General features: G+C 55.1%; 21 protein-coding genes. 9 read left to right on the plus strand and 12 right to left on the minus strand.

What is annotated here, in order from left to right:
- Positions 1 to 27: 27 nt before the first annotated feature.
- On the minus strand, positions 28 to 1,746 hold the full coding sequence (poxB, locus tag ACMGGX_RS16800) for a ubiquinone-dependent pyruvate dehydrogenase (RefSeq protein WP_420298629.1): 1,719 nt from the start codon (positions 1,744 to 1,746) through the stop codon (positions 28 to 30).
- A 151-nt stretch (positions 1,747 to 1,897) separates the two neighbouring features.
- On the opposite strand from poxB, the gene ACMGGX_RS16805 reads away from it, so the two are divergent.
- The gene (locus tag ACMGGX_RS16805; RefSeq protein ID WP_420298630.1) at positions 1,898 to 2,332 is read left to right on the plus strand and encodes a DoxX family protein; all 435 of its coding nucleotides are present in this window, start codon (positions 1,898 to 1,900) and stop codon (positions 2,330 to 2,332) included.
- 90 nt (positions 2,333 to 2,422) lie between these two features.
- On the opposite strand, the gene hcr is transcribed toward ACMGGX_RS16805, so the two are convergent.
- From hcr to aqpZ, 4 genes are all read right to left on the minus strand, one after another.
- Entirely contained in the window at positions 2,423 to 3,391 is a 969-nt protein-coding gene (hcr, locus tag ACMGGX_RS16810; RefSeq protein ID WP_181594690.1) for an NADH oxidoreductase, read from the minus strand.
- 10 nt (positions 3,392 to 3,401) lie between these two features.
- Complete coding sequence (gene hcp / locus ACMGGX_RS16815) at positions 3,402 to 5,054, minus strand: hydroxylamine reductase (protein ID WP_420298631.1); 1,653 nt, start codon at positions 5,052 to 5,054, stop codon at positions 3,402 to 3,404.
- Between the two features lie 144 nt (positions 5,055 to 5,198).
- Positions 5,199 to 6,098, minus strand: a complete 900-nt coding sequence (locus ACMGGX_RS16820) for a lysine exporter LysO family protein (RefSeq protein ID WP_420298632.1) — start codon at positions 6,096 to 6,098, stop codon at positions 5,199 to 5,201.
- A 182-nt stretch (positions 6,099 to 6,280) separates the two neighbouring features.
- On the minus strand, positions 6,281 to 6,976 hold the full coding sequence (gene aqpZ, locus ACMGGX_RS16825) for an aquaporin Z (protein WP_014883193.1): 696 nt from the start codon (positions 6,974 to 6,976) through the stop codon (positions 6,281 to 6,283).
- A 372-nt stretch (positions 6,977 to 7,348) separates the two neighbouring features.
- Between aqpZ and ACMGGX_RS16830 the strand changes: the two genes are divergently transcribed.
- A complete protein-coding gene (locus ACMGGX_RS16830; RefSeq protein WP_029739481.1) occupies positions 7,349 to 9,007 on the plus strand; it encodes an ATP-dependent endonuclease in 1,659 nt (552 codons plus the stop codon).
- Here the strand turns inward: ACMGGX_RS16830 and ACMGGX_RS16835 are convergent.
- Positions 9,004 to 9,960: a VirK/YbjX family protein gene (locus tag ACMGGX_RS16835; RefSeq protein ID WP_420298633.1), complete on the minus strand. Its 957-nt coding sequence runs from the start codon at positions 9,958 to 9,960 to the stop codon at positions 9,004 to 9,006. The two genes, ACMGGX_RS16830 and ACMGGX_RS16835, sit on opposite strands and share 4 nt — an antisense overlap.
- A gap of 159 nt (positions 9,961 to 10,119) precedes the next feature.
- On the opposite strand from ACMGGX_RS16835, the gene macA reads away from it, so the two are divergent.
- Together macA and macB are read left to right on the plus strand one after the other, a co-directional pair.
- Positions 10,120 to 11,235 carry a macrolide transporter subunit MacA gene (gene macA, locus ACMGGX_RS16840; RefSeq protein WP_059445587.1) on the plus strand — a complete coding sequence of 372 codons (1,116 nt, stop codon included), beginning with the start codon at positions 10,120 to 10,122 and terminating at the stop codon, positions 11,233 to 11,235.
- A complete protein-coding gene (macB, locus tag ACMGGX_RS16845; RefSeq protein WP_109846005.1) occupies positions 11,232 to 13,172 on the plus strand; it encodes a macrolide ABC transporter ATP-binding protein/permease MacB in 1,941 nt (646 codons plus the stop codon). The genes macA and macB overlap by 4 nt, the downstream gene beginning before the upstream one ends.
- 70 nt (positions 13,173 to 13,242) lie before the next feature.
- On the opposite strand, the gene cspD is transcribed toward macB, so the two are convergent.
- A complete protein-coding gene (gene cspD / locus ACMGGX_RS16850; protein ID WP_006809408.1) occupies positions 13,243 to 13,464 on the minus strand; it encodes a cold shock-like protein CspD in 222 nt (73 codons plus the stop codon).
- A gap of 267 nt (positions 13,465 to 13,731) precedes the next feature.
- Between cspD and clpS the strand changes: the two genes are divergently transcribed.
- The 3 genes from clpS (at position 13,732) to ACMGGX_RS16865 (ending at position 17,329) form a co-directional block, all read left to right on the plus strand.
- Complete coding sequence (clpS, locus tag ACMGGX_RS16855) at positions 13,732 to 14,052, plus strand: ATP-dependent Clp protease adapter ClpS (protein WP_006174393.1); 321 nt, start codon at positions 13,732 to 13,734, stop codon at positions 14,050 to 14,052.
- A 27-nt stretch (positions 14,053 to 14,079) separates the two neighbouring features.
- Positions 14,080 to 16,359: an ATP-dependent Clp protease ATP-binding subunit ClpA gene (gene clpA / locus ACMGGX_RS16860; protein WP_008499992.1), complete on the plus strand. Its 2,280-nt coding sequence runs from the start codon at positions 14,080 to 14,082 to the stop codon at positions 16,357 to 16,359.
- Between the two features lie 532 nt (positions 16,360 to 16,891).
- Positions 16,892 to 17,329: a hypothetical protein gene (locus ACMGGX_RS16865; RefSeq protein ID WP_420298634.1), complete on the plus strand. Its 438-nt coding sequence runs from the start codon at positions 16,892 to 16,894 to the stop codon at positions 17,327 to 17,329.
- Positions 17,330 to 17,484: 155 nt separating this feature from the next.
- On the opposite strand, the gene ACMGGX_RS16870 is transcribed toward ACMGGX_RS16865, so the two are convergent.
- Positions 17,485 to 18,750: a transposase gene (locus tag ACMGGX_RS16870; RefSeq protein WP_420298635.1), complete on the minus strand. Its 1,266-nt coding sequence runs from the start codon at positions 18,748 to 18,750 to the stop codon at positions 17,485 to 17,487.
- 131 nt (positions 18,751 to 18,881) lie between these two features.
- On the opposite strand from ACMGGX_RS16870, the gene ACMGGX_RS16875 reads away from it, so the two are divergent.
- Together ACMGGX_RS16875 and ACMGGX_RS16880 are read left to right on the plus strand one after the other, a co-directional pair.
- On the plus strand, positions 18,882 to 20,435 hold the full coding sequence (locus ACMGGX_RS16875) for a bifunctional UDP-sugar hydrolase/5'-nucleotidase (RefSeq protein ID WP_348560833.1): 1,554 nt from the start codon (positions 18,882 to 18,884) through the stop codon (positions 20,433 to 20,435).
- A gap of 22 nt (positions 20,436 to 20,457) precedes the next feature.
- Complete coding sequence (locus tag ACMGGX_RS16880) at positions 20,458 to 21,984, plus strand: aryl-sulfate sulfotransferase (RefSeq protein WP_420298636.1); 1,527 nt, start codon at positions 20,458 to 20,460, stop codon at positions 21,982 to 21,984.
- A gap of 208 nt (positions 21,985 to 22,192) precedes the next feature.
- Here the strand turns inward: ACMGGX_RS16880 and infA are convergent, their stop codons facing one another.
- The 4 genes from infA to cydD all read right to left on the minus strand — a co-directional run bounded on the left by infA (position 22,193) and on the right by cydD (position 26,933).
- Positions 22,193 to 22,411: a translation initiation factor IF-1 gene (gene infA / locus ACMGGX_RS16885; protein WP_002211347.1), complete on the minus strand. Its 219-nt coding sequence runs from the start codon at positions 22,409 to 22,411 to the stop codon at positions 22,193 to 22,195.
- Between the two features lie 284 nt (positions 22,412 to 22,695).
- Positions 22,696 to 23,400: a leucyl/phenylalanyl-tRNA--protein transferase gene (gene aat / locus ACMGGX_RS16890; RefSeq protein WP_348560835.1), complete on the minus strand. Its 705-nt coding sequence runs from the start codon at positions 23,398 to 23,400 to the stop codon at positions 22,696 to 22,698.
- A 45-nt stretch (positions 23,401 to 23,445) separates the two neighbouring features.
- Positions 23,446 to 25,167, minus strand: a complete 1,722-nt coding sequence (gene cydC / locus ACMGGX_RS16895) for a heme ABC transporter ATP-binding protein/permease CydC (protein ID WP_420298637.1) — start codon at positions 25,165 to 25,167, stop codon at positions 23,446 to 23,448.
- Positions 25,167 to 26,933 carry a heme ABC transporter permease/ATP-binding protein CydD gene (gene cydD, locus ACMGGX_RS16900; RefSeq protein ID WP_420298638.1) on the minus strand — a complete coding sequence of 589 codons (1,767 nt, stop codon included), beginning with the start codon at positions 26,931 to 26,933 and terminating at the stop codon, positions 25,167 to 25,169. Before cydD ends, cydC begins: the two co-directional genes overlap by 1 nt.
- Positions 26,934 to 26,998: the final 65 nt, after the last annotated feature.

Genomic DNA, 26,998 nt, shown 5'->3' on the forward strand with positions numbered 1-26,998 from the left:
ATTATTAAAAAGGCGATGCCAGATGTTTTACCTGAGCCAGTTGGTTTTTGCCAGTTCGATCACCTCATCGCCGCGCCCACTGATGATGGCGCGCAGCATATACAGGCTAAAGCCTTTGGCCTGCTCGAGCTTGATCTGCGGCGGGATCGCCAGCTCCTCTTTGGCGACGACGACATCCACCAGCACCGGTCCGTCAATGGAGAAGGCGCGCTGCAGGGCTTCATCCACCTCTGAAGCTTTCTCCACGCGAATGCCGGTGATGCCGCAGGCCTCGGCGATGCGCGCGAAGTTGGTGTCGTGCAGCTCGGTGCCGTCCGTCAGGTAGCCGCCGGCCTTCATCTCCATCGCCACGAAGCCCAGCACGCTGTTGTTAAAGACCACGATTTTCAGCGGGAGCTTCATCTGCACCACCGAGAGGAAATCCCCCATCAGCATGCTGAACCCGCCGTCGCCGCACATTGCCACCACCTGACGCTCCGGCGCCGTCGCTTTTGCACCGAGCGCCTGCGGCATGGCGTTGGCCATCGAGCCGTGGTTGAACGAGCCGAGCAGGCGGCGTTTGCCGTTCATCTTCAGATAGCGGGCCGCCCAGACGGTTGGCGTGCCCACGTCGCAGGTAAATATGGCATCGTCGTCAGCGAAATGGCTGATCTGCTGCGCCAGATACTGCGGGTGAATGGCTTTGTCGCTCGGTTTGGCGAGGTCGTCCAGCCCTTTGCGGGCGTCGCGATAGTCGCTCAGGGCTTTATCAAGGAACTTGCGGTCCGTTTTTTCTTCCAGCAGGGGCAGCAGGGCGGCAAGGGTGGATTTGATGTCGCCCACCAGCGCCATATCGACCTTGCTGTGCGCACCGATGCTGGCCGGGTTGATATCAATCTGAATGATTTTCGCATCCGTCGGGTAGAACGCGCGATACGGGAACTGGGTACCCAGCAGGATCAGCGTGTCGGCGTTCATCATGGTGTGGAAGCCGCTAGAGAAACCGATCAGACCGGTCATCCCCACATCAAAGGGGTTGTCGTACTCGACGTGCTCTTTGCCGCGCAGGGCGTGAACAATGGGGGCATTAAGCTTACCGGCGAATTCAAGCAGCTCCTTGTGCGCGCCCGCGCAGCCGCTGCCGCACATCAGGGCGATATTGCTGGAGTACCGCAGCAGCTGGGCCAGCTTTTTCAGCTCCTCTTCAGCAGGCGTCACCACCGGCTGTGGGGCATGATACCAGTGGGTGCTGGCCCCTTCCGGCGCGGCCTTGAGGGCCACATCGCCCGGGATAACAACCACAGAAACGCCGCGGTTCAGCACGGCCTTGCGCATGGCTATCGCCAGCACCTGCGGGATCTGCTCCGGGGATGAAACCAGCTCGCAATAGTGGCTGCATTCACGGAACAGCTCCTGCGGATGCGTCTCCTGAAAATAGCCGCTGCCGATTTCGGAAGAGGGGATGTGGGCGGCAATCGCCAGCACCGGCACGTGATTGCGGTGACAGTCAAAGAGGCCGTTGATCAGATGCAGGTTGCCGGGACCGCACGAGCCCGCACACACGGCCAGTTCCCCCGTAAGCTGTGCTTCAGCGCCTGCGGCGAAGGCGGCAACCTCTTCATGACGGGTGGGCATCCATTCGATAGTCTTCATCTTGTTGAGGCTGTCGCTGAGCCCGTTCAGGGAATCGCCGGTTACGCCCCAGATACGTTTCACGCCAGCCTGTTCGAGCGTTTTCGCTATATATGCAGCCACGGTTTGTTTCATGGTTGTCCGTCTCCTTTTTGTGATATCGCTTACAAGCTTAGAAGAAAGTCTCCGTATTGCCCGTCGCATCCCCCCAATTAAAAGGTGCTTTTCATGCGCAATTATTCGGCATAATCTGGTGTTACCTCGGTAAAAACAGGAATTATTTCAAATGGTTAAATCATTGTTAATCGCTGTTAATGAAAAGCTATCGTGCGACGATCTTGGCAAACTCTTGTTACGACTTGCCGTCGGCGGGCTGATGCTTTTTCACGGTTTGCACAAGCTTTTTGGCGGCGTGGGCTTTATCAGCGGCATGCTGGTGGAAAAAGGGCTGCCGGGATTTATCGCCTACGGCGTCTTGGTTGGCGAAGTAGTGGCACCGATCCTGATTATTGTCGGGCTCTTTACGCGTCCTGCCGCGCTGGTGCTGGCCTTTACGATGATTGTTGCGTGGCTGATGGTGGGAATGGGGGAAACGCTCGCCCTCGATAAGGTAGGCGCATGGGCGATTGAAAGCCTGGTGTACTTCTTTATCGGCTCGCTGGCAGTCGCGTTTTTAGGGGCGGGGCGGTTTGCGCTGGGTAAAGCACCCGCGTGGTGGTAGGGGTGTTGTAGGTCGGGTAAACGCAGTGCCACCCGACAAAAAGCCCGGTGGCGCTGACGCTTACCGGGCCTACGATCGAACGTTTACCGTTTATGCGAGGACCAGATCCCCTTGCGGATGGCATGAGCACGCCAGCACGTAACCCTCGGCAATTTCCGCGTCGGACAGCGTCATGGTGCTGGTGACGGTGTACTCCCCGGAAACCACCTTCGTCTTACAGCAGCCGCACACGCCCGCGCGGCAGGCCGCCGCTACCGGCACCTTGTTGCTTTCCAGCGCCTCCAGCAGCGTGGTCCCCACGCGGCCAAAGAAGGTCTGCGCAGGCTGCAGTTTGGTGAAGGTAATGCCGCTGGTTGCCGCTTCCGCCACCGGCGTGAAGAACTGCTCTTTGAAGAAGCGGGTCACGCCAAGCGCTTTCACCTCTTTTTCCACGATGTCCATGTACGGCGCCGGGCCGCAGGTCATCACGGTGCGGTTCGCGATATCCGGCACGCTTTGCAGCAGCTTGCGGCTCAGGCGACCGGGCACAAAGCCGTGGGTCGCGTTGTGCTCCGCCACCAGCGTCACCGGATAATCACGCCATTCCCCGGCAAAAATCACATCTTCCGGGGAACGGACGCTGAAGATCGTCTGCACGTCGGCCTGCGGGCGGTTCTTCGCCAGCCAGCGGCGCATCGACATAATCGGCGTCACGCCACAGCCCGCCGCCAGAAGCAGGAATTTATCGTCTGCTTTGTCGTCACAGGTGAAATTACCCTGTGCGTCAGACAGCCAGATGTAATCCCCGCGCTTGACGTCCCGCGTCAGCCACTGCGAGCCCGCGCCGTCGTCAATGCGGCGGACGGTGAGCATAATGTACTCGCTCACGCCCGGCGTTGAGGAGATCGTGTAGGCGCGCAGCGTATCCGCCGAATTGCGAACGCTGACCAGCGCGTACTGGCCTGCACGGTACGGATAGTAGTCATGGCACAGCAGCGACAGCGTCCACACATCCGGCGTCTCCTGATGGATGTGATGAACCTGCATCCGCCACGGACATTGTGAGGTTGGCATGGTCATGAATAACTCCTTACGCGCTCAGCAGCTGTTTCATATCATCTTCAACGTTGGTCACGGAACGCAGGCCGAATTTCTCGTTCAGCACCGCCAGCAGGTCCGGCGTCAGGAAGCCAGGCGCGGTCGGACCGGTCACGATGTTGGTGACGCCGAGAGAGAGCAGGGTCAGCAGGATGACAATCGCTTTCTGCTCGAACCATGACAGCACCAGCGACAGCGGCAGGTCGTTCACGCCGCAGCCCAGTTTCTCCGCCAGGGTAACCGCCAGAATGATGGCCGAGTAAGCATCGTTACACTGGCCCGCATCGATCAGGCGCGGCAGACCTTCGATGTCGCCGAAGTCCAGCTTGTTGAAACGGTATTTGCCGCACGCCAGGGTCAGGATCAGGCAGTTTTCCGGCACGCTGGTGGCGAAATCGGTGAAGTAGTTACGCTCGCCGCGCGCGCCGTCGCAGCCGCCGACCAGGAAGATGTGGCGCAGCTTTTCACGGCTGACGAGATCGATCAGCGAATCAGCGGCACCCAGCAGGGTTTCACGACCGAAGCCGACGGTAATGAGGTGTGGGATTTCGCTGTACGGGAAGCCCGCCATCTGCTGAGCCTGGGCGATAACCGGACCGAAATCGTCACCTTCAAGATGGCTCACGCCCGGCCAGCCGACAATGCTGCGGGTCCAGATGCGGTCATCGTACGCGCCGACGGTCGGGTCGATGATGCAGTTTGAGGTCATCACGATAGGGCCAGGGAAGCGGGCGAACTCAACCTGCTGGTTCTGCCAGCCGCTGCCGTAGTTACCGATCAGATGCTTAAATTTACGCAGTTCCGGGTAGCCGTGCGCCGGCAGCATTTCGCCGTGGGTATAAACCTTAACGCCGGTGCCTTCGGTTTGTTTCAGCAGGTTGTAGAGATCTTTCAGGTCGTGACCGGAAATCAGGATGCACTTGCCTTCGGTCGCCTTGACGTTGACCTGGGTTGGCGTCGGGTGGCCGTAGGTGCTGGTTTCACCGGCATCAAGAATGCTCATCACGCGGAAGTTCATCTGGCCGATTTCCATTGAGCATTCCAGAAGCGCGTTCATATCGGCAGGCCAGGTGCCCAGCCACGCCATGATTTTGTGGTACTGGGCGTAAATCTCATTGTCGTACTGACCCAGAACGTGCGCGTGTTCCATATAGGCCGCAGCGCCTTTCAGGCCGTACAGGCACAGCAGGCGCAGGCCGAGAATGTTCTCGCCAATCGCCGCTTTGTCTTTATTCGGGGTGAATTCTGCCGCCTGACGCTGGAGGTCGCCGAGATCGTCGCTGACCAGCTGCAGTTCAGACATCGGGTTTTCCACGCGGGCGCTGGCGTCCGCCTTCAGGCACTGTGCTTTCAGCGCTTCACGCAGGGCAATCGCTTCGCGGGCATAGCCGACAATGCGCGGAGAGTCGAAGTTGACGTTGGTCAGCGTGGAGAAGAAGGCGCGCGGGGCGAAGCTATCGACGTAATGGTCGACAATGCCGTATTCGCGGGCTTTGAACGCCCATGCGGAAAGGCCTTGCAGGGCCGCAATCAGCAGGTCCTGCAGGTCAGATGTTTCTGCGGTTTTGCCGCACATACCCTGTGCGTAAGAGCAGCCATTGCCTGCCGGGGTACGGATGGTTTGTTCACATTGCACACAAAACATAATCACACCTGTTAAAGTTATATTTGATATACATGTTTAAGGTTATGCCTGTGCCAGAACGGAGAAAAGAGCTTTCTGCTACAAAATAGAGGGAGATTGATTTAGCGCAATTTTGGCGGCAGGAAACCTACCGCCAAAGAAGTATCAGGCAGAGAAGAAGGCCATCAGGACCGGAACCAGCAGGCTTAAAATAAAGCCGTGCACGATAGCCGCGGGCACCATCTCCAGACCTCCGGAGCGCTGGAGTACCGACAGGGTAAAGTCCATCGACGTTGCACCACACAGGCCCAGCGCGGTAGAACGACTGCGGCGAACCAGGCTCGGGATCAGCATGATGGCAATCAGCTCTCGCGCCAGATCGTTAAAGAAGGCGGCGCTGCCGATCACCGGGCCGAATGATTCGGTCAGCAGAATACCGGAGAGGGAGTACCAGCCAAAACCGGATGCCATCGCCAGGCCGGTTTTCAGCGGCAGATCGAGAATAAAGGCGTTGATGACGCCCGCCACCATTGAACTGGCGACAACCATAACGGCAACCATCATCCCCCGACGGTTCAGGACAATTTGTTTCAGCGTCATGCCATTATTTCGTAGCTGAATACCAATCAGGAACAGCAGGAAGATTAGCGTATATTCACTGGCCTCTGTCGCGTGCTGTAAAAATGCCCAACCTGTCAGCCCAAGAAGAAAACCGATCACCACGACGCCGCATAATTTTAATGATTCAAGCGCCATTGCAATTCGTGAAGGGAGTTTTTCCTGATGATGGTGATTTTTCCATGGAATAGTGCGTTCCAGCCACAGCAGCGCGGCAATATTGCACAGCAAAATAACCACTACGGTGACGACAGAATAATGGAGGATGGAGAGTAAATTCGCCGACAGGTTGTCCAGAAATGCCAGGCTAATCCCCATAAAGAAAAGAATAACGTAGACAATCCAGCTCAGGAATCGATTAATGAGCCTTAATGCGGATTCACGATGCAGCGGAATAAGATAGCCCACGATCAAGGGCAGCAAAATGATGAGGAGTCCTGAAAACATGAACAGCCGGTCCTTTTTGAGTATCGGTTAAGCGCCAGTGACACTACCCAATAAAGGCTGTTCAGTAAAGCGGCAAAAGAAAGCCGGGTGGCGGCTGCGCCTTACCCGGCTTGTGTCTATGTGGGGAGTACGGCCTGAGGCCCTCACCACGGCCCTCTCCCACGGGGAGAGGGAGGGAAAGATTAATCGCGTTTTTCCAGCAGGGTGCGATACAGCACGCCACCCAGGATACCGCCGATAATTGGCATTACCCAGAACAGCCACAGCTGCTCAAGCGCCCAGCCGCCCTGGAAGATGGCGACGGCGGTGCTGCGTGCCGGGTTAACGGAGGTGTTGGTGACCGGAATAGAAATCAGGTGGATAAGCGTCAGCGCCAGACCAATGGCAATCGGGGCAAAACCGGCTGGCGCGTGTTTGTCCGTTGCGCCGTGGATCACCAGCAGGAAGCCGGCGGTCAGAACGATTTCAATCACGATGGCAGACAGCATGGAGTAACCGCCCGGAGAGTGTTCGCCGAAGCCGTTAGAGGCAAAGCCGCTGGCCGCCGCGTCGAAGCCGGCTTTACCGCTGGCAATCACGTACAGAACGCCCGCCGCAATAATACCGCCAACTACCTGCGCCACAATGTAGCCAATTACGTCTTTCGCCGGGAAACGGCCCCCCGCCCATAAACCTAACGTCACTGCCGGGTTAAAATGACCGCCGGAAATATGTCCCACGGCAAATGCCATGGTTAATACGGTTAAACCAAACGCCAGCGCGACGCCGACAAAACCGATACCTAATTCCGGGAATGCTGCTGCCAGAACGGCGCTACCGCAGCCACCAAATACCAGCCAGAATGTACCAAAGCATTCTGCTGCCAATTTTCTAAACATAACCACCTCAAATAATTTTCCGCACGCTTTCCCGCGCACGGGATATATCGCCATAAAGGGATGACGACTCAAAGAGCCCGTATTTTAAAAACCAACAACACCCCTTCGCCACTTAAATAAATTCGATTAATTTGATTTAAGGCAATGTGATGTCAATCCTTGTTCAAATCAGCGGTAAATAGAGCATAGACCAATTTGCGGGCGGTAGTATCTTGTGAGATGTGGGTTATTTCAAATGAAACCTGATGGATAAATTCTGAATTTTTCGTGCTTCCGCCAGGTTATGAAGGCGGATTGCAGTGTCAAGCCCGTCTGCATCCCGCTATACTGCTGATTACTTGAAGGAAAAAGTGATCATATCGCGGGGGATTTATGCTTCTCGAACGTGTGGAAATTGTCGGGTTTCGCGGTATTAACCGCCTGTCGCTGCAGCTGGAGCAGAACAACGTCCTGATCGGCGAGAACGCGTGGGGTAAGTCCAGCCTGCTGGATGCATTGACGCTACTGCTTTCGCCCGAAGACGATCTGTATCACTTCGTCCGCGACGATTTCTGGTTCCCGCCCGGCGACGTAACGGGGCGCGAGAAGCACCTGCATATCATCCTGACGTTCCGCGAATCCGAGCCCGGACGTCACCGCGTGCGTCGCTTCCGCCCGCTGTCACCCTGCTGGGTGCCTTGCGATGACGGTTTCCACCGGATTTTCTATCGGCTGGAAGGCGAGATGGCGGAGAACGAGGGGGTGCTCACCCTGCGTGATTTTCTCGATGAGAAAGCCAACCCGATCCCGCTGGACAATATCGACGATCTGGCCCGTCACCTGATCCGCCTGACGCCGGTGTTACGCCTGCGCGATGCGCGGTTTATGCGGCGTATTCGTAACGGAACCGTACCCAATATGCCGGAAGTGGAAGTCACCGCCCGCGAGCTGGATTTTCTGGCCAGAGAGCTGGTGTCGCGTCCGCAGAATCTGACCGACGGACAAATCCGTCAGGGGCTGTCCGCGATGGTACAGCTCCTTGAGCACTATTTTTCCGAGCAGGGAACGTCGGAGTCGCGCCACCGTCTGATGCGCCGCCGCTCTCATGATGAGCAGCGAAGCTGGCGCTATCTCGACATCATTAACCGGATGATCGACCGGCCCGGCGGCCGTACCCATCGGGTAATTCTGCTGGGGCTGTTTTCAACGCTTCTGCAGGCCAAAGGCACCGTTCGTCTTGACCGGGACGCCCGGCCGCTGCTGCTGGTGGAAGACCCGGAAACGCGCCTGCATCCCATCATGCTCTCCGTGGCATGGCATCTGCTGAATCTGCTGCCGCTCCAGCGTATAACGACCACCAATTCCGGGGAGCTATTATCGCTGACGCCGGTAGAACACGTTTGTCGCCTGGTGCGTGAATCCTCCCGCGTCTCCGCTTTCCGGCTTGGGCCGGGCGGTTTGAATGCGGAAGACGGGCGGCGCATCGCGTTTCATATTCGCTTTAACCGGGCGTCGTCGCTCTTTGCCCGCTGCTGGCTGCTGGTGGAGGGGGAAACGGAAACCTGGGTCATCAACGAGCTGGCGCGCCAGTGCGGCCACCATTTTGATGCGGAAGGCATTAAGGTGATTGAATTCGCGCAGTCGGGATTAAAGCCGCTGATAAAATTCGCCCGCCGGATGGGGATCGAGTGGCACGTGCTGGTAGACGGTGATGAGGCGGGTAAAAAATATGCCTCGACCGTGCGGAGCCTGCTGAATAACGAGCGCGAGGAAGAGCGCGACCATTTAACCATGCTCCCCGCGATGGACATGGAACATTTTATGTATCGTCAGGGGTTCGACGACGTCTTCCACCGCATTGCCATGGTGCCGGTCGATGTCCCGATGAACATGCGGCGGGTGATCGCGAAAGCCATTCACCGTTCGTCAAAACCGGATTTAGCCATTGAAGTGGCGACGGAAGCGGGCAGGCGGGGCGTGGAGGCAGTACCGACCCTGCTACGGAAGATGTTCTCCCGCGTGCTGTGGCTGGCACGCGGGAAAGCGGATTAGCGTTGGGTCGCCTGTTTCACCTGCTGAATCAGGCTATCCAGCAGCGCGTAGCGGCGGCGATATTCGGAGCGTTTTTTGCTGGCGATCTCTTCCATCGGTTTACGCGGCATGACGAGTGGCAGCATAAAATTACCGTTATCCTGCTTTTCACCGCCGATGGAGAGCCAGAAACTGTCGTAATCGGCCAACAGTTTGCCCTCTTTTTTCTTGCGGTAGCGCCAGCTGCGATAAATATGGGTATCGTTACTGACGGCGACAATCTGCTCTACCGGGAACGCGGCGCCGAGCGTCATTGCGGCCTCGACCAGCAGACGTTTCGGGAACAGGCCGTGGCAGGCTTTCGTCGCTCCCTGGATCAGCTCATGGGGAACATGCGCTTTTGCGCCCTGTAAACCGCCAATGAACAGCGTCGATTTTCCCTCAAACTGGCATAGCGTAAAGGTTATCTCCGCCAGCGCCGTATTTTGACTGTCACAGAAAACGAGGGTAGCTTCTCCCTCTTTATCCATAAACGCGTCGGCACACAGGCGGACGGTAAATTGCTGTTCATCTTTTCCGGTTAAGGTCAGCAGAGTCACGCCCTGCTTTGAAAGGTAACCCTTTGTCAGCGTCGCCGGCAGCTGGCGGCACATCATCTGATAGTGCCAGGACAGCGATTCCAGCACACGCTGTCGATCCATATTGACCGTTAACCACGGACGATGAAGGCGGCAGGGCAGCCCTGGCTGAACCTGGAGCATTTGCATCAGGTGCGGATGTTTCGCAAGATCAGACAGCAGGCGAGCGGTGCTGAGCGGTGTCGCCAGTGAACGCAGCATGAACTTGCGTCGATAGGCGGTTTTTTCCCATGCCAGCCCGGGTGCGATCTCACCGAAAGCCAGGTTTTTGAAGAGCTGCCAGCCGGATTTTGGCTGCGGCAGGTTTGAAAGTGATGTATCGACGATAGAAGACATGGTAGATCCTGATCCTTTTGGAATATCGCTATTTCAGCAGGAGAAATGTCAACATCTCGTAAACAAATTAGGACGATTTCGGAGAACAGGGGTTTCGTTGAGGAGTCGTTTAGTTAGAATCAACGCTTATCATTGCCAGAACATTTATTTGGAATATTTATGAACCTCAAGGGAAAACGCAGAACGCTGTTTCTGCTGCTGGCGGTCGTGGTTTTAGCCGGTGGATACTGGCTATGGCAGGTGCTGAATGCGCCGGTGCCGCAGTATCAGACGCTGATTGTTCGCCCGGGCGAACTGCAGCAAAACGTCCTCGCGACGGGCAAGCTTGACGCGCTGCGCAAGGTTGACGTCGGCGCTCAGGTCAGCGGCCAGTTGAAAACGCTGTCGGTTGAGATTGGCGACAAGGTGAAAAAAGGCCAACTGCTCGGCGTTATCGATCCTGAGCAGGCTGAGAACCAGATCCGCGAGGTGGAAGCCACGCTGATGGAGCTGCGCGCGCAGCGTGCCCAGGCTCTGGCAGAACGTAACCTGGCTCAGGTAACGCTGACCCGTCAGCAGGCGCTGGCCAAAACCCAGGCTATTTCGAAACAGGATTTAGATACTGCCACCACTGAACTGGCGGTGAAACAGGCGCAAATTGGCACGATTGACGCGCAGATCAAACGCAATCAGGCCTCGCTGGATACGGCAAAAACCAACCTCGACTACACCAAAATCGTCGCGCCGATGGCGGGCGAAGTGACCCAGATCACCACGCTGCAGGGCCAGACGGTGATTGCCGCGCAGCAGGCGCCGAACATTCTGACGCTGGCGGACATGAGCACCATGCTGGTAAAAGCCCAGGTCTCAGAAGCGGATGTGATCCATCTTAAGCCGGGGCAGAACGCCTGGTTTACGGTGCTTGGCGACCCGCAGACGCGCTACGAAGGCGTGCTGAAAGACATTCTGCCGACGCCGGAAAAAGTTAACGACGCTATCTTCTACTATGCCCGCTTTGAGGTGCCAAACCCGCAGGGCGTGCTGCGTCTGGACATGACCGCACAGGTGCATATCCAGCTGACCGGCGTGAAGAACGTGCTGACCATTCCGCTCTCTGCGCTCGGCGAGTCCGCCGGTGATAGTCGTTATAAAGTGAAAGTGCTGCGCAACGGCGAAACGCGCGAGCGCGAGGTCGTGATCGGCGCGCGCAACGACACCGACGTGGTGGTGGTGAAAGGTCTGGAAGAGGGCGAGGAGGTTGTTGTCAGCGAAAGCCTGCCCGGAGCCGCTAAATGACGGCGCTGCTTGAGCTGAATAACATTCGTCGCAGCTATCCGTCAGGCGACGGTCCGGTGGAGGTGCTGAAGGGCATCTCCCTGCGCGTGGAGGCGGGCGAGATGGTGGCGATTGTCGGCGCGTCGGGTTCCGGTAAATCGACGCTGATGAACATTCTCGGCTGTCTGGATAAACCGACCAGCGGGACCTATCGGGTGGCCGGGACGGATGTCTCCACGCTGGACGGCGACGCGCTGGCGAAGCTGCGCCGGGAACACTTCGGCTTTATCTTCCAGCGTTACCATCTGCTTTCTCACCTGAATGCGGCGCAGAACGTGGAAGTGCCTGCGGTGTATGCGGGCGTCGAGCGTAAAAAGCGCCTTGAGCGCGCGCAGATGCTGCTGACGCGTCTGGGGCTGGCGGAGCGGGTAGAGTACCAGCCGTCGCAGCTGTCCGGCGGCCAGCAGCAGCGCGTGAGTATTGCCCGTGCCCTGATGAACGGCGGGCAGGTGATCCTCGCGGATGAACCGACCGGCGCGCTCGACAGCCATTCCGGCGAAGAGGTGATGGCGATCCTCCATCAGCTTCGCGATCAGGGGCACACGGTAATTATCGTTACCCACGATCCGCAGGTAGCGGCGCAGGCGGAACGCATTATTGAGATCCACGACGGCGAGCTGGTCAGCAATCCACCGCCGCGTGAGTCCAGGGCTGCGGCGCCGAAAGAAGCGCTACCGGCATCAACCGGCTGGGGACAGTTCTCCAGCGGCTTTCGCGAGGCGCTGACCATGGCCTGGCTGGCGATGGCGGCCAACAAAATGCGTACCCTGCTGACGATGCTCGGCATCATCATCGGTATCGCCTCGGTGGTATCGATCGTGGTGGTGGGCGACGCGGCCAAGCAGCTGGTGCTGGCCGATATTCGCGCCATCGGCACTAATACCATTGACGTCTATCCGGGCAAAGATTTTGGTGACGACGAGCCGCAGTATCAGCAGGCGCTGAAGTATGACGATCTGGCGGCGATTCAGAAGCAGCCGTGGGTGAACTCCGCCACGCCTGCGGTTTCGCAGAACCTGCGTCTGCGCGTGGGCAACGTTGACGTGGCCGCCAGCGCTAACGGCGTCAGCGGAGACTACTTCAACGTCTACGGCATGACCTTCAGCGAAGGCGCCACCTTCAACGCCGAGCAGCTGGCGGGCAGGGCGCAGGTGGTGGTGCTGGACGCGAACTCGCGCAGGCAGCTCTTCCCCAATAAAGCCAGCGTGGTAGGCGAAGTGATCCTGGTCGGCAACATGCCTGCCACGGTCATCGGCGTGGCGGAAGAGAAGCAGTCGATGTTCGGCAGCAGCAAGATCCTGCGCGTCTGGCTGCCCTATACCACCATCTCCGGGCGGATTATGGGGCAGTCATGGCTCAACTCCATCACCGTACGCGTGAAGGAGGGTTACGACAGCGCGCTCGCCGAACAGCAGCTTGAGCGACTGTTAACCCTGCGCCACGGGAAGAAAGATTTCTTCACCTGGAATATGGACGGCCTCTTGAAAACGGCGGAAAAGACCACACGTACTCTTCAGCTGTTTCTCACGCTGGTGGCGGTGATCTCGCTGGTCGTCGGCGGCATCGGGGTGATGAATATCATGCTGGTGTCGGTCACCGAGCGCACGCGAGAGATCGGTATTCGCATGGCGGTCGGAGCCCGGGCCAGCGACGTGCTGCAGCAGTTTTTGATTGAGGCGGTTCTGGTGTGTCTGGTCGGCGGGGCGATGGGCATTGCGCTCTCGATGATGATCGCGTTTGCGCTCCAGCTCTTTTTACCCGGCTGGGAGATTGGCTTCTCGCCGGTTGCCATTATCACCGCGTTTTTGTGTTCGACCTTTACCGGCATTTTGTTTGGCTGGTTGCCCGCCCGCAACGCGGCGCGGCTGGATCCGGTGGACGCGCTGGCTCGGGAATAACCCGAAAATAAAAATGCCAGCCGATCGGGCTGGCATTTTGACTGCGGGATGTACACAATAAAACAGAGAGCTATGCAACCGTCTCTGCTTCAACGGGTACGATTAGGCTTGCATGATTGCCTTTTGGTCCCTGATGTACATCGAACCGGACGGACTGCCCGGCTTTGAGCGTTCTGTAACCATCCATCTGAATGGTGGAATAGTGAGCGAAGATATCCTCGCCGCCGCCTTCGGGGCAGATGAAGCCAAACCCTTTGGCGTTGTTGAACCACTTAACAGTACCCATTTCCATGCTTCGACATCCTTCGTAAATCTTATAAGTTAAGATGGAATGAACCGGTGGTGGAGTGGGGGCTGTTCAAAACCTCGCCATCTCACGCTTGTACAATTTAGAGAAACGAAAGAAGTCGTCAAGCGTTTGGCGTTGGAGATGGGACAATAATCAACCAAAGTTTGAAGCAGTTAACGCTATTGCAACAGTTTGTGACAGACATCGCGGATGACAGTAATAGATGATTGTTATCTAACATCTGAGGTAGATTCAAAGTGGTTATGCATAATGGGTAAGACCAACGATTGGCTGGATTTCGACCAGCTGGCGGAAGACAAAGTGCGCGACGCGCTAAAACCGCCATCTATGTATAAAGTTATGTTAATGAACGATGATTACACGCCGATGGAATTTGTTATTGACGTGCTACAAAAGTTCTTTTCTTATGATGTAGAACGTGCAACGCAACTGATGCTTACCGTTCATTATCGTGGCAAAGCTATCTGCGGCATCTTCACAGCCGAAGTGGCGGAAACCAAAGTGGCGATGGTGAACGACTATGCGAGGGAGAACGAGCATCCGTTGCTGTGTACGCTGGAAAAGGCCTGATAAGGCATAAAATTGGGGGAGGTGCCTATGCTCAATCAAGAACTGGAACTCAGTTTAAACATGGCTTTCGCCAGAGCGCGTGAGCACCGACATGAGTTTATGACCGTCGAGCATTTACTGCTCGCACTGCTTAGCAACCCATCTGCCCGCGAAGCGCTGGAAGCCTGCTCCGTGGATCTGGTGGCGCTACGTCAGGAACTCGAAGCCTTCATCGAACAAACCACACCGGTGCTGCCAGCCAGTGAAGAAGAGCGCGACACGCAGCCGACGCTAAGCTTCCAGCGCGTGCTGCAGCGCGCGGTATTCCACGTCCAGTCTTCCGGGCGTAGCGAAGTGACTGGCGCAAACGTCTTAGTCGCCATCTTCAGCGAGCAGGAGTCACAGGCTGCATACCTGCTGCGCAAACACGAAGTCAGCCGCCTCGACGTGGTTAACTTTATTTCTCACGGAACGCGCAAAGACGAGCCTAACCAGGCATCGGATTCCAGCAATCAGGTCAATAACAATGAAGAGCAAGCAGGCGGGGAGGATCGTATGGAAAACTTCACCACCAACCTTAACCAGCTTGCTCGCGTTGGCGGTATCGACCCGCTGATTGGTCGCGATAAAGAGCTGGAGCGCGCGATCCAGGTGCTGTGCCGTCGCCGCAAGAACAACCCGCTGCTGGTGGGTGAGTCAGGCGTGGGTAAAACCGCGATTGCCGAAGGGCTTGCCTGGCGCATTGTGCAGGGCGACGTGCCGGAAGTGATTGCCGACTGCACCATCTACTCGCTGGATATCGGCTCGCTGCTGGCGGGCACCAAATACCGCGGTGATTTTGAAAAACGCTTCAAGGCGCTGTTAAAACAGCTGGAGCAGGACACCAACAGCATCCTGTTTATCGATGAGATCCACACCATCATCGGCGCAGGTGCGGCCTCCGGTGGCCAGGTGGATGCCGCGAACCTGATCAAACCGCTGCTCTCCAGCGGCAAGATCCGCGTGATTGGCTCCACGACCTACCAGGAGTTCAGCAACATCTTTGAGAAAGACCGTGCGCTGGCGCGCCGCTTCCAGAAAATCGACGTCACCGAACCGTCCGTCGAGGAAACGGTGCAGATCATCAACGGCCTGAAGCCGAAGTACGAAGCGCACCACGACGTGCGTTACACCGCGAAAGCGGTCCGTGCGGCGGTGGAGCTGGCGGTGAAATACATCAATGACCGTCATCTGCCGGATAAGGCGATTGACGTGATTGATGAGGCCGGCGCGCGCGCGCGCCTGATGCCGGCCAGCAAGCGTAAGAAAACCGTTAACGTGGCGGATATTGAGTCCGTGGTGGCCCGCATCGCGCGTATCCCTGAGAAGAGCGTTTCTCAGAGCGACCGCGATACGCTGCGCACCCTCGGCAATCGCCTGAAAATGCTGGTCTTTGGTCAGGATAAAGCCATTGAGGCCTTAACCGAAGCGATCAAGATGGCCCGCGCCGGGCTGGGGCATGACCACAAGCCTGTCGGTTCCTTCCTGTTCGCTGGCCCGACCGGCGTGGGGAAAACCGAGGTGACGGTTCAGCTCTCCAAAGCGCTGGGCATTGAGCTGTTGCGCTTTGATATGTCCGAGTATATGGAGCGTCACACCGTCAGCCGTTTGATTGGTGCGCCTCCGGGCTACGTGGGCTTTGACCAGGGCGGCCTGCTCACCGACGCGGTGATCAAGCATCCGCACGCGGTCCTGCTGCTCGATGAAATCGAGAAGGCGCACCCGGACGTGTTCAACATCCTGCTGCAGGTGATGGACAACGGGACACTGACCGACAACAACGGGCGCAAGGCGGACTTCCGCAACGTAGTGCTGGTGATGACCACCAACGCCGGGGTGCGTGAAACCGAGCGTAAATCCATCGGCCTGATTCACCAGGATAACAGCACCGATGCGATGGAGGAGATCAAGAAGATCTTCACTCCGGAGTTCCGTAACCGTCTGGACAACATTATCTGGTTCGATCACCTGTCTACCGAGGTGATCCATCAGGTTGTGGACAAGTTCATCGTCGAGCTGCAGGTTCAGCTGGATCAGAAAGGCGTGTCGCTGGAAGTGAGCCAGGAGGCCCGCAACTGGCTGGCCGAGAAAGGCTACGACCGCGCGATGGGGGCCCGTCCGATGGCGCGCGTGATTCAGGACAACCTGAAGAAACCGCTGGCGAACGAGCTGCTGTTTGGCTCGCTGGTGGACGGCGGTCAGGTGACCGTGGCGCTGGATCAGGCGAAGAACGAACTGACGTACGATTTCCAGAGTGCGGCGAAGCACAAGCCGGAAGCGGCTCACTGAGTGAATTGAACGTTAATGTTAAAAACCGGGCATTTGCCCGGTTTTTTTATGCCTGCTTTTCGCCCTCTCCCTGTGGGAGAGGGCCGGGGTAAGGGCATCAGGCCCAGGTAAAAGCAAAACGGCAACTGGGTTGTCGTTTTTAGTGTTTTCTCCCTCTCCCTGTGGGAGAGGGTTGGGGTGAGGGCATCAGGCCGCAGAGGAATTTTGCGAGGCGCTTTCCAGTTTCTTTCGAAGTCAGTTGCTGGATAAATCTACAGTAATAAAATGGCGGCGCACCTGCAAAATCAGGTGTCAGGATTGGCGTCCTGATTACACACGAGAAATGATGTTGATACGTCAACTATCATCAGGTTCGTTCACACTTTTGAAAGCTAGCGATATAATCCGCAGACTCAATTATGGTGGGCTGAACCGGGGCTTCTTTTGAAGCGCCGATTTTCCCGTGTGGGTCGGTACGCCAAACCGGTTCAGTCTGCCACCTGAGTTGGCGTTCGGGTGGAGATCTCATCATTTCACACGGAGTCATAATCAAATGGAACATAACAATCTTTCACTGCTTTATAGCGAACTCTCCCTCAACCCCGATCTCCCAACCCTTGCAGAGCGCTGCAAATTGCTCACCGAAATCCTCCTCGATTGCACATCACTCCCACAAACGCAGCCCATCTGTCGCTGCCTTGGGGCGTATCTGGAAGAAATGAAATCCGGCCTCACAGAGTCAATGCGTGATTTTCAGGTGGTGGAATTTGAGGACGAAGCGGAACAACCGAGACAAAAAGAGTGGCTGCTTGAAGACACCGAAGCACAGTGTGATTACTGTCGGGCGTTAAACCACATACTGCTGGTATCGCATTTTGACCGCGATATGTTGCCGCATCTGACGGGACTGCTGCATGACATTACGCATTCGATGGCCGCAGATGTCGTTGCGCCTCAACTTGCAGAAACGGTAATTCACATTATTTCCTGACGTCGATCCGAGGCGTCGGGGGAGTTGCTCTGACGCCAAATGGATTAATCTTCGTAAAAATGGGTAGTACAGGAAGACGTTAATAACTTTTGATGACAATAAAATAGTGCAGTTCGCTTTCAGTTCGCTGCCGTACAGCTCGCGTTATGTAGCCCTTAACTGCCTGAATTTTCCTTCATCTGTTGGTTATAAATACAGCCAAGACCCACTAAATGCTGGCTCACTACCCGCGGCCCAAAGTTATGACACTGTAATGACCATGGATGGGATTTCAGCCAGACAGCAAATGCAGTGCAGGATGCAAGTGAAATCAACGCGGGTTCCGCTGTACTTTGCTGTCCGGTCAGCAGGCCAATCATCTTGCATATCTCGCCATTATCCCAACGCTGCCACACATTTTTCCACCATCCCATTTTCCAGCTACCAGTAAGGCAAAATGCTTTGTCAGAGAGGTTGGCGTTTTCAATATTTTCAGACACAAACCAAAGATCGGTTTTCCCAAGTCGGACTTCTGTTGACCAGGCAGTTATAGCCCCGCCGCGCAAAACGCACTCATGGGCGAGATAATGATCGGCTACATCCGGGAAGCGTCGTTTTAATCGCTGGAAATGACTGTGTATGGTAATGACAGGACGGACCATGCTTCCCCGGTCGTTTCGCTTAAGCTCGGCACTACCGTACTGAATTTCATCAAATTGACTCCGTTTAAGAAATTGCATTTCTTGCTCCCGAATAAGATCGGTATCGCTCGACGGTAGTATCGAAGAAGGGAAAGACTTAGAACCCTGATAGAGCAATGAATCACCTGCCTTCCAGTCGCAATAGTTGGTTGTTATTTGAATAATTTTGCCGGAGTCAGCATCGGCACTGATCACAACATACAGTTTCTGCCTCGCAGAATGACCCTGAAACGGTATAACCATTGTGGTCGTTGACACCCTTGTTAGCGCAGGGAATGAAACATGCAGATCGTGTTCGAACCCGTTAACCGCTTGCGCGAGCACCCTTTGGTTTGTCGTTTCACCAGAGTGCACCCCTTGTTCGAGCTGGGAAAGAAGGGTGATATTTTTATTCAGGCCTACAGCATTGTCATAGTGGGGAGTAAATACATAACGGCAGGTACAACATTGAAAGCGGGGTGTTCTGGCTTTTGTGTATCCATAGCGAATGATGTGCGCTGTAAAACAGCGGGGACAACCTTGTCCTGTATTTCCTAATTTTCGTTGCATGAATTGACTGAACCACTCGTCACATTCTTTTGTATTAAACAGTGGAGGAAGACTGCCACATTTTTGACATTCAAGTGCAGCGTAGCCCAGACGATAAACAGGAAAAACATAATCACTCGCATCTGGTATTCCGAGATTTGGACATGACCAGCTTTTACAAACATTGAGATCTATTTTTGGAGCGGATTCCATGTGCTTCACCAACTGATTCTGTTAGTCGTAAATTTTCGCGTCTCCCTTTTCCATATGTCGTGAGAAGGTTCACAAAATCTGTTTTTTGCTAATCGATAATGAAATTCTTTCTTTAATTCGAGAGTTAAAAAATGAAAAAAACTGTAATCGCGGTTTTATTACTATCGGGGTATGCTTCGCTAAGTCCAGCGCAGGACGTTACCGTCATTTATACCAATGACCTGCATGCACATGTTGAGCCCTATAAACTCCCTTATGTTGCAGAAGGTAAAAGAGCTGTCGGTGGCTTCGCAAATATTGCGACTTACGTCAAGCAAGAAAAGCAAAAGAATAAGGCTACTTTTTATTTCGATGCTGGAGATTACTTTACCGGTCCATACATTAGCAGCCTGACAAAAGGGCGGGCAATCATAGATATTATGAATACAATGTCATTTGATGCTGCGTCTGTCGGCAATCATGAGTTCGACCATGGTTGGGATAATACGCTGATACAGCTCAGCCAGGCTAAATTCCCGATACTGTTAGGTAACGTGTTTTATAAAAATAGTAATGTCCTTTTCTGGAATAAGCCGTATACAATCCTTGAAAAGGATGGCGTTAAAATTGGGGTCATTGGGTTGCATGGCGTATTCGCTTTCGATGATACCGTTTCATCGTCAATGCGTCAGGGTATTGAAGCGCGTGACGAGGTTAAATATCTCCAGCGTTATCTGGATGAACTACGTGGAAAAGTAGATATAACCGTTGCACTCATGCATGAAGGTTTCCCTGCACGCCAGTCCAGTATCGGCAATACTGATGTCAAACGCGCCCTTGATAAGGATATCCAGACGGCGAAGCAGGTGAAAGGACTGGATATTCTGATTACCGGACATGCGCATGTTGGAACGCCGGAGCCGCTTAGAGTAGGTAACACGCTGGTGCTTTCGACTGACAGTGGTGGGATTGATATTGGTAAGCTGGTCCTGGATGTGGATCTAAAAAAACATCACAACAAAATAAAAAGCTTCGAACTTAAGACCCTTTATGCTGATGAATGGAAACCCGATCCGGCAACTCAGAGTGTTATTGATAGCTGGAATAAAAAGCTCTCCGAAACGGTTCGCCAAAAAGTTGGAGAGACGCCTGTTACGCTTACGCGCGCCTACGGGGAATCATCTTCGCTGGGCAATTTATTTACCGATGCAATGCTTGCTGCTGCGCCTGATGCGCAACTGGCGCTCACTAATTCAGGTGGTCTGCGTGCTGATTTGAATGCCGGTACGATAACCCTCGGCGATGTTATTAGCGCGTTCCCGTTTCCAAATGAGCTTACCGTAATGGATTTGAATGGGAAATCCTTACGAAATCTTATGGAGCACAGTGCATCACTCACTAACGGTGTTTTGCAGATGTCGAAAGGACTGGAGATGCGCTACGACCAACATAAACCAGTTGGGCAACGCGTTGTACTATTTACGCTTAATGGCAAGCCAATTGTAGACTCTGAAACCTATCGCGTAGCGACAAATAGTTTCCTTGCTCCTGGTGGCGATGGCTTTACTGCATTCATTGATGGTCAGAACAAACAGGTAAAAGGTGGATATAACCTTTCCGATGCGGTTATTGATTATCTGGTGAAAGGAAATAAGATCATTCCCCAACAGGTGAATGAGATGCGAGTAAAAGAATTTACACAGTAATAATTAACAACAGGTGAATAATATGGCAATTACCTATCTTGGAATGGAACTCGCCCCTGCTAACAACCAGCTTGCGGTCTATCTGAAGTTTATAATTGATGAGGCGATAACATATTCCTATACGGTACTGGGAAGATCGACTAGCACGACAAGTTTAGACTTTACGTATTCTTCAAATGACATTGTCTCTTTACCTAAGATAAAAATTCCGGTTATTGGGCTGTATGCAAACTACCTTAACCAGGTGCAGGTTGTCTTTAAAAACCTTAGCGGAGTGGAAGTTTTTAATCAAACCATCCAGGTAAGCACACAGGAGCAACTCTACCGCGATGGGACAATTTTCCATATCGATATTGAGCAAACGGATCCCGCTAACTTCACGACCGTATGGGGAAACAGTTGGTTAATGACTACCAATTGTGATGGCTACGACCGGAACGGCGATCTTCGCTGCTATTATGCTCAGCCCTACCGTAACCAGATGCTAAAAACCCATAATGGTTATTTCTATATCGGCAGTGATGAAGATGAACACTGGTATGGGCGACGCTTTTTCAAAATCGATATTTTGGGCAACGAGATTCTGGAGTTTGATTTACGTGACCGCGATGGCAACCGCTATGCTAACACCCACGATCTGATTTGGGATTCCGCCGATAATCTTTTCATGATTGGTAATGATAACCCGGACCGTTCGACCAACACGATGAGACAGGACGCATCAATTTTAAAATTTGATGAAAAGACAGGCTTGATGCTGTGGGCAAAAAATTACACTCGTGCATTTGATAATACTCAGATCCTGAATAATAGCCCCACAAACGATGCTCACCTTAACTCGCTTTCCTGGATCCCCGCGGGCGAGGCAAATGCTGAAGCGATTGTTGTTCATACTCGCTCTGCAGGCCTGACGTTTGGTATTTCTCCTGCCGACGGCAAGATATTATGGAGTATTAATACCGGGGGATTTAACAGTAATTTCGCAGCAGGACAGGGTGTTACGCAGATAGATACTTCCGGTATTGAGAGTTTTGAAAATGGTGCTCATACCGTATTCGTCACTAAAAATAGCGCTTTTGCTGGGTTAAGCAATGAGACTGAAGGAAAATTTGTTCTTTCGCTCTTTGATAATCGCTCCTGCGTTGATAATGAAGGCAATGCGGTTACTCGAGATATTACACGTGATTCAACGGCTGATTCTTACAAAACCGATCCTGCGAGAGTCATGTTCTATGCTGTTGATCTCGTCGCCAATACAGCAAATCAGGCAGGAAGCATTATTCAGTTACCCTCCGATCGTGTTCCTCAACTCACTGATTTTATGGGGGCAGCAATAGATTATGGTGACTACTATGGCATCTACACCAACCACGCACGCTCTTTCTTTATCAGCGATGCAACAGGCCATATTATTGCCACAATCTACGATCTGATTTGCTCGATGGATGGCTATCCAGAGTTCCCTGGTGAATGCTACCGGGCAAGGTTGTTTGCAAAAGACGAGCTTGATGCTTTGATAAATATAGTTTATCAGGTGGCAAACGGCTGATAGCATAGCCAGACACAGCCATTAAAAGGGCATTGCGGCTGCTAATGTCGGTTACTTACGGTGGCTGGCATTGCTGTCGAACAGACAGTCCTGACGCTGAATCGAACGGCCAAATAATTGTTCAAATAATAACCTGTAGCACAAAAAAGTAAGGCCGGGAAAATCCCGGCCTTATTTAATATTCATCTGCCATTACAGGCGAAAACAATTAGCGACTACGGAAGACAATGCGGCCTTTGCTCAGGTCGTACGGGGTCAGTTCAACAGTCACTTTGTCGCCCGTCAAAATGCGGATGTAGTTTTTGCGCATTTTACCGGAGATGTGCGCAGTTACCACGTGACCGTTTTCCAGCTCTACGCGAAACATGGTATTAGGCAACGTATCAAGTACGGTACCCTGCATTTCAATATTGTCTTCTTTGGCCATCTAATCCTCTGGGGTATCACTACCAAGTTTTGAACCGGCAAGATAATGCCGAAATTCATCAATTAAGTAAAGAATTGCGCGATTAAAACGCAGCAAAACAGTTTCGGCGCATTGCCCAAGCGTCACGGTACAACCGAACAGGAAGCGCATTCGTAAAGGGGAGACAACAGGATAAACGTCAGGACGTTATCTGAAGCGAGGGTCCCAAACGGCGGCGGGGCAACAGGCAGAAGCTACTCTGCGGCATAATTATAACACCCTCACAAAAAATATGCGGAAAACATTTAGGCATTGGGCATAAAGAGCGTTCTCGGTATCCAGAAGTCGCGCGGGAGCTTCTCCTGACGGCTGGCATCCAGCTGTTCGATGTACTGGCGTCGCGGGATTTCAACAGCACCCAGGGAGGCCGTATGCTCGTTGAGCACCTGACAATCGATCAGGCGTCCGCCGCGCTGGGCAAACGCCTCGCAGAAGACCAGCAGCGCGGTTTTCGAGGCGTTAACCGCACGAGAGAACATCGACTCGCCGCAAAACAGCGTCCCCTGCGCCACGCCGTACATGCCGCCGACGAGTGCTCCGCCTTCCCACACCTCGATGGAGTGGGCGTAGCCAAGCTCATGAAGCTGGTGGTAGGCGGTAATGATATCGCGGGTTATCCATGTCCCTTCATAGCGGTCTTCGGCACAGCCTTCAATGACCTGACCAAAGGCATGATTGAGGGTGACGCAGTAGGGTGATTTCGCATGGAAACGCTTCATGCTGCGGCTCGCGTGAAACTGCGCTGGCCACAGCACGGCACGCGGATCGGGGGACCACCATAAAATCGGATCGCCGGGGGAAAACCAGGGAAATATACCGCGCTGGTACGCCATTAAAAGCCGTGCGGGACTGAGATCACCACCAAGGGCCAGCAGCCCGTTGGGCTCACGCAGCGCCCCTTCCGGAGAAGGGAACGCGATGTTATGACGAGAAAGCTGGACCAGGCGCATGACAGCAAAACTCCAGTACGCGAGTAAGGACGCTACAAATATAGTCTACAGACGCTGTTTAAACTGGTAGTAGCGACCTTGTTTCGCCAACAGCTCTGCGTGACTACCTTGCTCAATAATGTGTCCGTTGTCCATCACAATTATCCGATCAAAACTCGCCAGTCCGCGCAGGCGGTGTGTGACCATCAGTACGGTTTTGCCGGTCATGACATTCGCCAGCAAATCAAGGATTTGGCTCTCGGTTGTTGCGTCCAGCCCTTCGGTGGGTTCGTCGAGCAGCATCAGCGGCGCATCGTGCAGCAGCGCGCGCGCAATTGCCAGACGGCGTAGTTCACCGCCGGAGAGCTGACGGCCGCCTTCGCCCAGCCAGCTGTTCAGCCCGTCGTCCTCAAGCAGTTTTTGCAGTCCGACCTGCTCCAGCACGGCGCGAAGCGCATCATCAGAGGCCTCTGGCGCGGCCAGCAGCAGGTTATCGCGCAGGGTGGCGCTAAACAGATGCACGCGCTGCGGAACGACGCTCACCGTCTTGCGCAGGGCCTGCTCACTGAAATCGGTCAGCAACGTGTTATTAAAACGAATATGACCGCGCTGCGGATCCCAGGCGCGGGTCAGCAACTGCAGCAGCGTCGATTTACCACAGCCGGTACGGCCGAGGATCGCAATCCGCTGTCCTGCATTAACTGAAAGATTGATACCGTCCAGCGCGTTCTGCGCCTGTTTGTCATAGGCGAAGGTGACATCTTCAAGCGTCAGCGCAACCTGCTCTGGTACCGCAGTTTGCCCGGCACTGAACGTGACTTCTGGCTCCTGTTCGGCAATCTGCGTGATGCGCAGGGCAGAGGCGATCACCTGACCCAGATGCTGGAAGGCGCCCGTCACCGGGGCCAGCGCCTCAAACGCCGCCAGCGCGCAGAAGACGAAAAGGGCAATAAGTGGACCCGGCTGTGAATTCCCCCCGACATCGCCGGAAGCCAGCCACAGCATGGCAATCACCGCCACGCCGCCGATTAACATCATCAGCGCCTGAGAGAAGGCCGTCAGCTCCGACTGGCGGCGCTGGGCCTCATGCCAGTTAAGCTCCGTACTTTCCATCCGCGCACGGTAGCGCTTGCTGGCGCCAAAAATCGTCAGCTCTGCCTGCCCCTGAAGCCAGGAGGTGAGCTGCTGGCGGTAGTCTCCGCGCAGGCGCGTCAGGTTTTCCCCGGTGGATTTCCCGGCGCGGTAAAACAGCGGCAGCAGAATGATGAGCGTCAGCAGCATGATCCCGCCCAGCGTCAGCGCAACGGAAACATCCAGAACAGACAGCCCCAGCGTGACCACCACAATCACCACAAACGCGCCCACGATCGGGGAAATCACGCGCAGGTAAAGGTGATCCAGCGTGTCGACATCCGCAACAACACGGTTAAGTAATTCACCCTGACGAAAACGCGCCAGCCCGGCAGGGGAGAGGGGCAGCAGTTTGCTGAAGGTGTAGATGCGCAGGTGCTGCAGCACGCGGAAAGTGGCGTCGTGGCTGACCAGCCGTTCGAAATAGCGTCCGGCAGTCCGCGTGATGGCGGTACCGCGAACACCGGCAGCCGGGAGCATATAGTTGAAGCTGTATAAACCGGCAAAGCCCGCGACGGCCGAGGCCGACAGGAACCAGCCGGAAAGCGTGAGCAGGCCAATGCTGGCGAGCAGCGTGACAATCGCCAGCACAATCCCCAGCGTCAGCATCCATTTGTGGCGTTTATAGAGCGCAAGATAAGGCAGCAGAGCACGCATCAGATGTCCTCCTGACGGTTCGCCAGCAGGGCGGCAAACGGTCCCTGCGCGGCAACGAGAGAGGCGTAATCGCCTTGCTCAACAATACGGCCGTTCTCCATGACCCAGATCTGGTCCCAGTCGGCAATCCCCTCCAGCTGATGGGTGACCATCAGGGTGGTTTGCTGCCGGGAGGCGGCGTTCAGGGCCTCCATTACGCGCTGTTCGCTGTGGGCGTCCAGGCTGGCGGCGGGCTCATCCAGCAGCATCAGCTGGCATGGATTAAGCAGCGCGCGGGAAACGGCTACGCGCTGCGCCTGTCCGACCGACAGCCCGGCGGACTGATCGCCGACAACGGTATCTACCCCCTGCGGAAGCAGCGGCAGAAACTCGCTGACCCAGGCGCGGTCGAGCACCGATTGCAGTTCATCTTCACGCGCGTCCGGGCGCGCCAGCAGAACGTTTTCACGCAGCGTAGAGGCTGGAAGCTGCGGGTTTTGTCCTACCCAGCTGAGCTGTTTACGCCAGGCGTCTGGATCGAGGTTGCGCAGTTCGGTTTTGTTGATCCGCAGTGAACCCGTGTAGGCCATAAAACCGGATAGCGCATTCAGCAGAGAACTTTTCCCGGAGCCGCTGGTGCCGACGAGCACCACGCGTTGTCCGGCAGGTAAGGTAAAGTTCAGCGGACCCGCGAGTACTTTGCCTTCCGGTGACAGAATGGAAAAATCCTGCGCTTCAATGGTCACGGGGTCTTTAGCATTCAGCGTTACGTCACCCCGCTCCGGGTGCGCCAGCGGCGTTTCCAGGAACGTTTTCAGGCTATCGGCTGCGCCAACCGCCTGCGCTTTGGCGTGATAGAAGGTCCCCAGATCGCGAAGCGGCTGGAAAAACTCCGGGGCCAGGATCAGCGCCAGGAACCCGGCGGAAAGAGTCACCGCCGTGCCGTAATGGCCGAAATCCAGCGCGCCGAGGTAGGAGAAGCCAAAGTAGACCGCCACGAGGGCAATCGACAGTGAGGTAAAGAATTCCAGTACGCCGGAAGACAAGAAGGCGAGGCGTAACACTTCCATGGTGCGCTGACGGAAGTCCTGCGATGCCTGGCGAATGTTTTCGGTTTCCGCTTCACCGCGGCCAAAAATGCGTAACGTCTCCATGCCGCGCAGACGGTCGAGGAAATGGCCGCTCAAGCGACCCAATGCCAGGAAGTTACGGCGGTTGGCATCCGCAGCCCCCATGCCGACCAGCGCCATAAACAGCGGGATCAGCGGGGCGGTGCCCATCAGAATCAGCGCAGCCATCCAGTTCACCGGGAAGATGGCGATCACGATCAGCAGCGGAACGAAGACGGCAAGGGCCATCTGCGGCAGATAGCGCGCATAGTAGTCGTGCATATCGTCAATCTGCTCAAGGATCAGCGTCGCCCAGCTACCGGCCGGTTTACCCTGGATCCACGCGGGCCCGGCTTCCTGAAGGCGATCCAGTACCTGACGGCGGATCTCGTAGCGGATGTGCTGTCCGGCGTGAAAACCGACGCGCTCACGCAGCCACACCACCCAGGCGCGCAGGATAAAAATCAGGATCAGGACAATAAAGGGCAGCAGGAGTGCCTCGCGCGGGATGTTCTCCATGATCATGTGATTAAGAATGCGGGCCAGCAGCCATGCCTGGGCAACAATCAACAGACCGCTAACGAACCCCAGGAGACGGGAAATCGTAAGCCAGCGGCGGGAAATAACGCTTTGCTGTTTCAGCCAGCGTGTTAACTCTTGTTGACGGGTTTTTTCCATTGCGTACTTTGCAGGTGACGTTATTAGAAATTGGGCAGCGCAATGTTACAACGGGGAGACAATAA

The organism is Enterobacter sp. BNK-29, from assembly GCF_048684785.1.
GTDB classification, from domain to species: Bacteria; Pseudomonadota; Gammaproteobacteria; order Enterobacterales; family Enterobacteriaceae; genus Enterobacter; species Enterobacter cloacae_M.

Bases quoted from the DNA above. Each gene is read 5' to 3' on its own strand.
- ACMGGX_RS16880 (WP_420298636.1), top strand. From the start codon at position 20,458: ATGGCAATTACCTATCTTGGAATGGAACTCGCCCCTGCTAACAACCAG.
- infA (WP_002211347.1), bottom strand. From the start codon at position 22,411: ATGGCCAAAGAAGACAATATTGAAATGCAGGGTACCGTACTTGATACG.
- ACMGGX_RS16870 (WP_420298635.1), bottom strand. From the start codon at position 18,750: ATGGAATCCGCTCCAAAAATAGATCTCAATGTTTGTAAAAGCTGGTCA.
- cspD (WP_006809408.1), bottom strand. From the start codon at position 13,464: ATGGAAATGGGTACTGTTAAGTGGTTCAACAACGCCAAAGGGTTTGGC.
- ACMGGX_RS16805 (WP_420298630.1), top strand. From the start codon at position 1,898: ATGGTTAAATCATTGTTAATCGCTGTTAATGAAAAGCTATCGTGCGAC.
- macA (WP_059445587.1), top strand. From the start codon at position 10,120: ATGAACCTCAAGGGAAAACGCAGAACGCTGTTTCTGCTGCTGGCGGTC.
- ACMGGX_RS16830 (WP_029739481.1), top strand. From the start codon at position 7,349: ATGCTTCTCGAACGTGTGGAAATTGTCGGGTTTCGCGGTATTAACCGC.
- macB (WP_109846005.1), top strand. From the start codon at position 11,232: ATGACGGCGCTGCTTGAGCTGAATAACATTCGTCGCAGCTATCCGTCA.
- clpS (WP_006174393.1), top strand. From the start codon at position 13,732: ATGGGTAAGACCAACGATTGGCTGGATTTCGACCAGCTGGCGGAAGAC.
- poxB (WP_420298629.1), bottom strand. From the start codon at position 1,746: ATGAAACAAACCGTGGCTGCATATATAGCGAAAACGCTCGAACAGGCT.
- ACMGGX_RS16835 (WP_420298633.1), bottom strand. From the start codon at position 9,960: ATGTCTTCTATCGTCGATACATCACTTTCAAACCTGCCGCAGCCAAAA.
- aat (WP_348560835.1), bottom strand. From the start codon at position 23,400: ATGCGCCTGGTCCAGCTTTCTCGTCATAACATCGCGTTCCCTTCTCCG.
- ACMGGX_RS16865 (WP_420298634.1), top strand. From the start codon at position 16,892: ATGGAACATAACAATCTTTCACTGCTTTATAGCGAACTCTCCCTCAAC.
- clpA (WP_008499992.1), top strand. From the start codon at position 14,080: ATGCTCAATCAAGAACTGGAACTCAGTTTAAACATGGCTTTCGCCAGA.
- ACMGGX_RS16875 (WP_348560833.1), top strand. From the start codon at position 18,882: ATGAAAAAAACTGTAATCGCGGTTTTATTACTATCGGGGTATGCTTCG.
- ACMGGX_RS16820 (WP_420298632.1), bottom strand. From the start codon at position 6,098: ATGTTTTCAGGACTCCTCATCATTTTGCTGCCCTTGATCGTGGGCTAT.
- cydC (WP_420298637.1), bottom strand. From the start codon at position 25,167: ATGCGTGCTCTGCTGCCTTATCTTGCGCTCTATAAACGCCACAAATGG.
- aqpZ (WP_014883193.1), bottom strand. From the start codon at position 6,976: ATGTTTAGAAAATTGGCAGCAGAATGCTTTGGTACATTCTGGCTGGTA.
- hcr (WP_181594690.1), bottom strand. From the start codon at position 3,391: ATGACCATGCCAACCTCACAATGTCCGTGGCGGATGCAGGTTCATCAC.
- hcp (WP_420298631.1), bottom strand. From the start codon at position 5,054: ATGTTTTGTGTGCAATGTGAACAAACCATCCGTACCCCGGCAGGCAAT.
- cydD (WP_420298638.1), bottom strand. From the start codon at position 26,933: ATGGAAAAAACCCGTCAACAAGAGTTAACACGCTGGCTGAAACAGCAA.